Source organism: Microcystis sp. LE19-10.1B (genome assembly GCF_027530565.1).
GTDB lineage: Bacteria > Cyanobacteriota > Cyanobacteriia > Cyanobacteriales > Microcystaceae > Microcystis > Microcystis aeruginosa.
Genome location: NZ_JAPZQM010000126.1, coordinates 1 through 9,683 on the forward strand (window position 1 = coordinate 1; position 9,683 = coordinate 9,683).

Consider the following 9,683-nt stretch of genomic DNA (forward strand, 5'->3'; position numbering starts at 1 on the left):
TTGGAGTGATCGGGGGTAAAATTCAGGTACTTTTTCCCTGAAAATTAGGTAACTGACTACCTCAAAATCGGTAAAACCCTACACCCTACACCCTACACCCCACACCCTGCCCCCACCAACAAACTTTTTCAGCAGACCCTACTTATGGATACATCAAGACTTAAAAAATTCGCTCAGTATGCCCGTCGTTATCTCAGAGAACAGATGACGACTAAGTTAGAAGTGGTCTTAGGTGAAAATAGCGCCGCAAGACGAGAAAATCCCAAAGCTATCAGCAAGTTAGCCGAAAAAATCGAAGTTTTAGGCAAAGAACAGCTTATTGAACAGGTTGCCTATACTTGGTTTAACCGTTTTTGTGCCTTGCGGTTTATGGATAGTAACCGCTATCACTCCATTAGGGTTGTGTCCGCTGCTGAGGGGCAGTTTCAGCCAGAAATCTTGGCTGAGGCGAAAACGGGACATATTGACGAGGAAATGCTCAATAAACAGGTCAGAAAGCAGATTTTTGATTTATTAAGCGGAACTGCACCGAGTTATGATGCTCAAGGGGAAGCCTATCGTTTATTAATTGTAGGAGTGTGTAATTATTATCATCAGTTGATGCCCTATTTATTTGAACGAATTGATGATTATACCGAGTTATTGATGCCCGATGATTTATTATCGGGTAATTCAATTTTAGCTTATACTCGTGAGGCAATGACTCCAGAAAATTGTGAGAGTGTGGAGGTGATTGGGTGGTTATATCAGTTTTATATCTCTGAGAAAAAAGACGAGGTTTTTGAGGGACTAAAAAATAATAAAAAAATCACTCCCCAGAATATTCCAGCGGCAACTCAGTTATTTACTCCTCATTGGATTGTCCGTTATTTAGTAGAAAATTCCCTGGGGCGTTTATGGATGTTAAACCGTCCTCAGTCTCGGTTAGTTGAGTCAATGTCCTATTATGTGGATAGTGGGAAGTGGGAAGTGGGAGATGGGTACTTAAAAATCAACTCGCCTGAAGATATAAAAATCTGTGATCCTGCTTGTGGTTCGGGACATATTTTAGTCTATGCTTTTGATTTACTTTATGCAATATATGAGGAAGAAGGTTATACAGCAAATGAGATTCCTAGCAAGATTTTAACCCATAATCTCTATGGCATAGAAATTGATGAACGGGCGGGAAGTTTGGCAGCATTTGCATTAACCATGAAAGCGAGGGAAAAGGAAAGACGATTTTTTCGTAAACCCATCCAGCCTAATATTTGTGTGTTGAAAAAAGTTGAGTTTTCTGAAAAAGATCTACAGCCTTATCTAGATTTTGTCGGGCGCGATTTGTTTACTGCGCCTTTATTAGAAACACTACATGAGTTTAAGGAGGCGGATAATTTTGGGGCGTTAATTCGTCCTACGGTGACGGATGTACAGGGGATGATAGGGTTATTAAATGAGCGCAATGTCGCTAGTCAGTTATTGTTATATAAAACCCACGAGAAGGTAATAGATGTGTTAAATATGGCGGATTTTTTAAGTCCTAAGTATCACCTTGTTGTGGCTAATCCCCCCTATATGGGTAACAAGGGGATGAATAATCGGTTAAAGGCTTTTTTACAGGATAATTATAGTGAGGTAAAATCGGATCTATTTTCTGCTTTTATGGCGCGTTGTTTAGAATTATGTAAAAATAACGGATTTACAGGATTTATGACTCCTTTTACTTGGATGTTTTTAAGTTCCTATGAAAAGTTAAGAAAACATATTTTAGACAATTGTACTTTAACGTCTTTAGTAAAACCCTCTTATACTGCTTTTTTCGATTCAGCTATTGTTGCTATTTGTGCTTTTACGATAAATAAACACCATAATGATAATTATAAAGGGGCATTTTTTGATCTTGATTATTTAGGAACTGCTGAAGAACAATCACCTAGATTTTTACAAAGAAAAAGAGAGAATCAATATTACCGCGCTTCTGCTAGTGATTTTAAGAAGATTCCAGGAAATGCGATCGCTTATTGGGTGAGTGATAGAGTCTTAGAAATTTTTGAAAAAGGAACCCCAATAGGAAAAATAGCCTTTCCTAGAAAAGGAAATACGACAACAGACAATAATAGATTTTTAAGATTTTGGGTTGAAGTTAATATAAATAATTGTGCAATTAATTATTTATCAGTTGATGAAGTAGTAAAGAATAATAAAAAATGGATTCCTTATAATAAAGGAGGAGGTTTCCGAAAATGGTATGGTTTTAACGAATATTTAATTAATTGGTTTAATAAAGGAGAAGAAATAAAAGCAATTCCACATTCAGTTATTGCTAATGAACAATTTTTTTTCAAACCCGGACTAACATGGTCTACTGTAACATCAAGTAATTTTAGTATTAGAAATTTTGGCTCAGGTTATATATTTGATAATGGGGGATGCTGCATATTTGGAGATAAAGAAACATTATTTTCTCTTTTAATTTTTATGAATTCAAAAGTTTTTACAAAGTTGTATTCAGAAATTAATCCAACCTTAAATTTTCAATCTGGTGATGTCGCAAAAGTTCCTTATATAAAACTTGACCATAGTTTAGATCAAGACAAAATTTTTAAATTAGTCAACATATCAAAACAAGACTGGAACTCATACGAAACCTCGTGGGATTTTACCACCCTTCCACTTTTGAGAGTGGGAAGTGAAAACCTAGAACAAAATACCCGCTTTCCACTTTCCACTTCCCTGAAAGAAACTTATCAAAACCTCCGCCAGAAATGGCAAGAAATGACCTTAGCAATGCAGAAACTAGAGGAGGAAAATAACAGTATATTTATCGAAGCTTATGGACTAGAAGACGAATTAACCCCCGAAGTTCTCTTAAAAGAAATCACCTTAACCTGTAACCCCCATTATCGTTATAAGAAAGAAGTGGGAAGTGAGAAGTGGGAAGTGGGAAATAAAGAGGAAAATACTATCCACTTTCCCATAGATGAAGACTTAGAAAAACGATTATTAGCAGATACTATCAAAGAATTTATCTCCTACTCAGTGGGTTGTATGTTTGGACGTTATTCTCTTGATAAAGAAGGCTTAATTTTAGCCAACCAAGGAGAAACCTTGCAAGACTACCTTAAACAGATTCCAAACCCCACCTTTCCCCCAACAGAAACCAACGTTATCCCCATCCTTGAGGGGGACTGGTTTAGTGATGATATAACCGAACAATTCCGGCAATTTCTGCGGCTCACATTTGGGGAGAAAAACTATCAACAAAACCTCAACTTTATCGAAGAAGCGATCGGAAAATCCCTAGAAAAGTACTTTCTCAAAGACTTTTATGATGACCACACTAAACGTTATAAAAAACGTCCCATATATTGGTTATTTAGTAGCCCAAAAGGAACATTTAACGCCCTAATTTATCTCCATCGTTATCGCCCTGATACCGTTAATATCGTCCTTAACAGCTATCTGCGGGAATTTCGGCTTAAACTAGAAGTAAAACTAGACACCTTCCAACAAATAGAAATTAGTACAAGTGCGACTAAAACCGAAAAAACCAAAGCCCTACGAGAAAGCGAACAAATCAAAAAAATGATCGGAGAATTAGAAACCTACGAACAAGAAACCCTCTATCCTTTAGCCATCGCCCAGAAGGAAATAGATCTTGATGATGGGGTAAAAGTCAACTATACTAAATTAGGTAAAGCCCTGAAAAATATAACAGGATTAGGTTAAAATAAACTCACTTCCCTTATTCCCGGAAATAAGATATATTAGGGATAAGGATGAGAAAATATTTATCATTCCTGATTTAAGTATATTTTGCTGCCCAGAACAGTTATGCCCGCCCGTGATTATTACCATGATATTGTCAAAAAAGCCCTTCAAAAAGATGGGTGGACAATTACTCATGATCCCTATCGTATCAGGCTGGCGAGAAGAAAAAACCTATTTGTTGATTTAGGAGCAGAACGTCTAATTGCCGCCGAAAAAGATTTAGAAAAAATTGCTATTGAAATTAAGAGTTTTCGCAGTGCGTCAGAAATGAAAGATTTAGAAGAAGCCGTCGGACAGTTTGTTTTATACGAACATTTATTAACTCGCTACGAACCCGAACGAAAGCTATATCTAGCCGTTCCTGAAGACGTGCGACAATCTATTTTTGAAGAAGAAGCAGGACAAGTTTTAATCGAAGATAAAATTATTCGTCTCTTTAGTTTTAATGTCAATCAAGCGGAGGTTGTGGTATGGATTACTTAACTAAAATTTATCTTAAAAAAGCCATTATTAAAGCTTTAGAAGATTATCGCAATTTTTTAGGTTCGGATCCTGAAAGTGAAATTGAATTAGTGATTGATGAAACTAGAGATCACTACCTTTTAATTGAAACTGGCTGGCATCGTAACCAAAGAATCTACGGCACTCTAATTCATCTGAATATTATTGATAATAAAATTTGGATTCAACAAGATGGAACAGAAGAAGGTATTGCTAACGAATTAGTCAATCTTGGCATTTCTCCTCAGCAAATTGTCCTCGCTTTTAAAACCATTGAACGCCGTAAAATTACCAGTTTTGCTATTTCTTAATCCTACTGTCACATCCAGCCTATTTTGGAGGTTAACCCCTTGAATCAGCAGATTAAACAAGCCTTAACTAAACTTTTTGAGCGTCACCGGATTGTTTTTTGGTATGACACCGAAAAAGAGTTACGCTCAGATTTCGAGAGATTAGAATTAGAAAACATTGAAAAAATAGAGATAAAAAATAACGAATTTGGACTAAAATACCGAGTTTTAAAAGAACAACCTCAACAAAAATTCCTCTTATACCATGAAGGCAAAGAACCAGAATATTTAGATAACTGGTTACTAGATGTGGAGTTAGCACAGGGAAAATTCAGCAGCGATCAAGTTTCTCTTTGGCTAAACGAATTAGAACTAAGTCCAGAATTTGCCGATGTACTTGCTCCTCATCGTGAATTTTTTCTGTCTAATAAACGCCGAGAATCCCTAAAACAATTACTTCAACCCCATGACACAAAAACCAATATTCGCCTAAAAATGTTGGCGGTTTGTACTGCCGCACCTCCCCGTTTAGATTCCATTTTAGAACAACTCTTAAAAGAATACGCCGAACAACAAGACGAAAAATTTAAACTCTGCGATCGCACTGGTTTAACTAAATTTCTTTGGCAACAAATGGAACAAGTTTATGGTTATCGTTCCTCAGAGTTAAGTATCAAAGACTTTGTCATACAACTCTTTAAATCCTGTTATAATTACGCCTTAGAAGGACAGGAAACACTAACACAAGATGCCCTGATTTTTTTCAACAGATGGAAAGATAGCCGTCAATTTGAAAAATCTTTTGAAAGCTTATCCGATCATTGTGCTAAAATGCTCAATATTAAGGAAAAACTAAACCAGCGACGTTATCAAGAACTTATCTCAATAGATTATTTTAGCTTAATTGACCTAAAAATAATTCATGATCTCATTCAATCGGTTAGTAATCGAACCATTGCGACTCATGAAGTTATTAATATTGTGCGTCAGCGTCAACAAGGATACTGGTATCGAAAATTTAAACATTTGTACGAAGTTGTTAACTATGCCTCACAGTTTATTCAAGTCTTAGATGAAGCTAACTTATCCATCGAATCCCTCAAAGATGGCTTAGAAAAATATTGTCAATCTTGGTTTAAAATTGATCAACTCTACCGTAAATTTACTTATCATCTGGTGGCGGCTGCTCAACCTACTCTGACAGAAAAACTTAGTCAAGAAATTGAAAACCGTTATGTAAATTCCTATCTTTTAAACCTTAATAGTTCTTGGCAAGTCTTTGTTGATAGTGTCACCCAATGGAACAAGATAGAATTCTCTTCACAAAGGTCATTTTTTAGCAAATGGGTAGAACCATTTTTGAAAAAAGATAAAAAAGTTTGTGTCATTATTTCCGATGCTCTCCGCTATGAAATCGGGGATGAGTTAGTCAGTTTAATTCGTCAAGAGGATCGTTATGAAGCCACCCTAGAAGCTGCTATCACTCTCTTACCCAGTTATACTGCACTGGGAATGGCTGCCCTTTTGCCTAATCAGACACTAGAAATAATTGATGATTCTGTTTATGTAGATCAACAAGACTCTCAAGGAACAGAAAATCGGCGTAAAATTATCCAAAAAGCCTTTCAAAAGATTCAAAAAAAAGCAACAGTTATTCAAGCCAAAGAATTATTAGAATTAAATCAGGATCGAAGTCGTTCCCTATTTCGAGATCACGATGTGGTTTATGTTTATCACAATCAAATTGATCAGATCGGAGATAAATTAGCAACAGAAAAACAAGTTTTTCAGGTGGTTGAAAACACCTTTTCTGACCTCGATAAGCTCATTAAAAAACTGACGGGAGCCAATGCCAGTAACCTATTGATTACGGCAGATCATGGGTTCATTTACCAACATAGTGATGTCGAGAATAGTGATTTTTCCACGGTGGAAGTCCCAGGGGATAAAATCATCAAAAAAAATAGGCGTTTTCTGATCGGTAAAGCACTAGAAGACTCCGATAGACTCAAAAAATTTAAAGCACAACAGATCGGTTTAACGGGAGAACTAGAAATCCAAATTCCCAAATCTATTAGTCGTTTACGAATCCAAGGATCGGGAAGTCGTTTTGTTCATGGTGGCGCAAGTTTACAGGAAATTATTATTCCCATTGTTAAAGTTAATAAAAAAAGACGAGGGGATCTTTCTACCGTGGAAGTGGAAATTATTCGTAACTCTACCTCAACCATTACATCAGGGCAACTAGCTGTTACTTTTTATCAACAAAAACCCGTCACCGATAAAGTTCAACCTCGTAGGCTAAAAGCTGGCATCTATACCCCCATAGGAGAGTTAATTTCTGATCTCCACGAACTGACTTTTGATTCCCCATCGGAAAATCCAAGAGAGCGAGAATTTCCAGTAAGATTTATCCTAACCAGTCAAGGGAATAATATCAATAATCAAGAAGTATTATTACGACTAGAAGAAAAACTGACCAATACTTCCCATTTCACAGAATATAAATCTGTTTCCTATCCCATCCGTCGTTCCTTTACCGGTGATTTTGATTTTTAAGTACCCACACCCCACACCCCACACCCCACGGGAGCATTTTTGGCGATTAATCCTGTTCCTCTAGCCATTTTTGCCAGAGATCTGGACGACGTTCCTTCGTGCGCTCCAGTTGTTGTTGATAGCGCCAATCAGCGATATCCTGATGATTACCCGATCGCAAAACCGGCGGCACTTGCCAACCGCGAAAGACCGGCGGCCGGGTATATTGGGGATAATCCAATATACCTGCCTCAAAACTCTCCAATTTCAACGATTCTGCCTTACCTACCGTCCCGGGTAACAACCGCGTCACCCCGTTAATAATCGCTAAAGCCGGGATTTCCCCACAAGTTAGGACAAAATCCCCTAAAGATACCTCTCTAGTCACCAAATGCTCACAAACCCGCTCATCTACCCCTTCATAATGGCCACAGATGAGAATTAACTGCTGATAACTACCGGCCCAAGTTTTCAGTAAAGCTTGATTGAGCGGTTCCCCCTGGGGAGTCATCAGCAGGATCTCCCGGGGTGGTAAAATTTCTAAAGACTCGATCGCCTCAAAAATTGGCTCTGGTTTTAATAACATTCCCACACCACCACCATAGGGTTCATCATCGACACGACGGTGTTTATCGTGGGCAAAATCCCGAAGATTGACCAAATTTACCCTAGCGATGTCGCGTTCGAGAGCTTTTGCCAACAACCCTGACTGCAGCGGTGAAGTAAAAAAATCGGGAAAGAGAGTGATAATGTCAAACTGCACGGGGAAAACTAAGGCCTAGACTGGGATAGTGTTTAATGTATCATTTTGTCACGGTTCGATCGGTTAAAATCTTGCTAATTTTGCGCTAGTCTATCTCAATAACATGATAGACTATGCTGTACTGTCTAGGGGTTTTTCTGGCTCTAGCTTGAGTGATCGAAGTCTAGCCTAGACTTAAAGTTAACTAACAGTCCGTCATTGCCAGTGGATCGAAGAAAATTGCTAAAATCGCCTCTACTATTGCTTGATGTCCCGAAAAATATTCCTAAACCGCATTTTTTTCCGTTAACTGTTCAGGGAAAATAACATCAAGATACCTGTCCATCTTCCCGAAAAACCTTCCATCCCTAAAAATGTCTATTCGTTCAGTGACATGATCATCGAGCTAGAAACCCAACATTCCCAAAATCCTACCCCCGTATCTCTCAAAACGGCGATTTTAGTCATTGGAGGTGCCGAGGATAAAGTCCACGGTAAAGAGATACTGCATACCTTTTGGAATCGCGCTGGGGGTAGCGAAGCAGTGATCGCTATTGTTCCCTCCGCTTCCAGAGAACCGGTTTTAATCGGCGATCGCTATCAGAAGATTTTCGAGGAAATGGGGGCAAAATACGTCAAAGTTATCGATATTCGCGATCGTGTGCAGGGAGAAGATGCCCAATTCCAAGCCTACATCGAAGAGTGTACAGGTGTATTTATGACCGGAGGCGACCAGCTGCGTTTATGCGGTTTGCTCTCCGATACCCCCCTGATGGAAAGAATCAGACAAAGAGTGCAACAGGGAGAACTAACCCTGGCCGGAACTAGCGCCGGGGCCGCCGTTATGGGTCATCACATGATTGCTGGGGGCAGCAGCGGGGAAGCACCCAATCGGGCCCTGGTGGATATGGCCATGGGATTAGGTCTCATTCCTGAAGTCATTGTCGATCAACACTTCCACAATCGCAATCGCATGGCCCGGTTAATGAGCGCTATCTCTGGTTATCCCGAACGTTTAGGAATTGGCATCGATGAGGATACCTGCGCTATGTTTGAACGAGATGGCATGATGACAGTAATCGGCTGCGGTACAGTGACGGTAATTGATGCTAGGGAAATGTCCCACACCAACCACCATCACGTCACCGCAAACGAACCCCTGAGTCTGCATAATCTGCGGGTACATATTCTTGCCTACGGTGATGGCTATCATCTCAAAAAACAGCAAGTGATCCCTAAATTGGCGTAAAAAAACTCCTGAAAAACTGTTCACGATGAACAGTTTACCCATCTCGGAAAACCAGACAATAAACAACGGCTTCTTTGTGCTTCTCAACAGCGAACACCAGCTATATCGTCACTAACCCCGCCCTAAAAGGGACGGGGCTTGCCTAAACCAATTTAGGCGACGCAAGTAGAGACTACCGCATCGAGACACAATCTGGCCTAGACCTCCGAATGCTTCCCTAGTTCGGATTCTCTCTAAGCTTTATTGGTAAAGCGTTGTTAGACAAGACATCTTGATTGTGTTGCGGTAAGGGACTTTAACTTTACTCTTAAGGATTATCTCCATGGCAAGAGTTCCTGTTATCTCAAAAGACGGAAAACCGTTGATGCCCACCAAACCCAGTCGGGCCAGACGGTGGATTAAGGAAGGAAAAGCTATCGGTAAATTCAACGACTTAGATATTTTCTATGTCCAGCTAACCGATGAACCTTCTGATAGTAAAACCCAACCGATTGCTATTGGTATTGACCCGGGGAAATTATTCTCTGGAATTGGTGTTCAATCCTCCCTTTTTACTCTTTGGAAGGCTCACTTAGAACTTCCTTTTAAACGAGTAAGAGAGCGCCTGGACAAT

7 protein-coding genes are annotated in these 9,683 nt (G+C 39.2%); 6 read left to right on the forward strand and 1 reads right to left on the reverse strand.

Translation table 11 applies throughout. The annotated features are described in order from the left end of the window. Nucleotides 1-144: 144 nt before the first annotated feature. The 4 genes from pglX (at nt 145) to pglZ (ending at nt 7,100) form a co-directional block, all read left to right on the forward strand. Nucleotides 145-3,708 carry a BREX-1 system adenine-specific DNA-methyltransferase PglX gene (pglX, locus tag O9332_RS04505; RefSeq protein WP_288023881.1) on the forward strand — a complete coding sequence of 1,188 codons (3,564 nt, stop codon included), beginning with the start codon at nt 145-147 and terminating at the stop codon, nt 3,706-3,708. A gap of 105 nt (nt 3,709-3,813) precedes the next feature. Next, complete coding sequence (locus tag O9332_RS04510) at nt 3,814-4,233, forward strand: XisH family protein (protein ID WP_002766565.1); 420 nt, start codon at nt 3,814-3,816, stop codon at nt 4,231-4,233. Beyond that, the gene (locus tag O9332_RS04515) at nt 4,221-4,562 is read left to right on the forward strand and encodes a XisI protein (RefSeq protein WP_193959344.1); all 342 of its coding nucleotides are present in this window, start codon (nt 4,221-4,223) and stop codon (nt 4,560-4,562) included. The genes O9332_RS04510 and O9332_RS04515 overlap by 13 nt, the downstream gene beginning before the upstream one ends. A gap of 39 nt (nt 4,563-4,601) precedes the next feature. Beyond that, a complete protein-coding gene (pglZ, locus tag O9332_RS04520; protein ID WP_004266772.1) occupies nt 4,602-7,100 on the forward strand; it encodes a BREX-1 system phosphatase PglZ type A in 2,499 nt (832 codons plus the stop codon). Between the two features lie 46 nt (nt 7,101-7,146). On the opposite strand, the gene trmD is transcribed toward pglZ, so the two are convergent. Continuing rightward, the gene (trmD, locus tag O9332_RS04525) at nt 7,147-7,842 is read right to left on the reverse strand and encodes a tRNA (guanosine(37)-N1)-methyltransferase TrmD (RefSeq protein WP_004266771.1); all 696 of its coding nucleotides are present in this window, start codon (nt 7,840-7,842) and stop codon (nt 7,147-7,149) included. A 373-nt stretch (nt 7,843-8,215) separates the two neighbouring features. Here trmD and O9332_RS04530 point away from each other — a divergent pair, with 373 nt between their 5' ends. Both O9332_RS04530 and O9332_RS04535 read left to right on the forward strand, forming a co-directional pair. Beyond that, on the forward strand, nt 8,216-9,070 hold the full coding sequence (locus O9332_RS04530) for a cyanophycinase (RefSeq protein WP_288023887.1): 855 nt from the start codon (nt 8,216-8,218) through the stop codon (nt 9,068-9,070). 322 nt (nt 9,071-9,392) lie between these two features. Beyond that, nucleotides 9,393-9,683: RRXRR domain-containing protein (locus O9332_RS04535; protein ID WP_288023890.1), on the forward strand; the 291-nt coding region annotated here is incomplete at its 3' end.

Coding starts and splice junctions, on each gene's coding strand:
- pglX (WP_288023881.1), top strand. CDS start 145: ATGGATACATCAAGACTTAAAAAATTCGCTCAGTATGCCCGTCGTTAT.
- O9332_RS04510 (WP_002766565.1), top strand. CDS start 3,814: ATGCCCGCCCGTGATTATTACCATGATATTGTCAAAAAAGCCCTTCAA.
- O9332_RS04515 (WP_193959344.1), top strand. CDS start 4,221: ATGGATTACTTAACTAAAATTTATCTTAAAAAAGCCATTATTAAAGCT.
- O9332_RS04530 (WP_288023887.1), top strand. CDS start 8,216: ATGATCATCGAGCTAGAAACCCAACATTCCCAAAATCCTACCCCCGTA.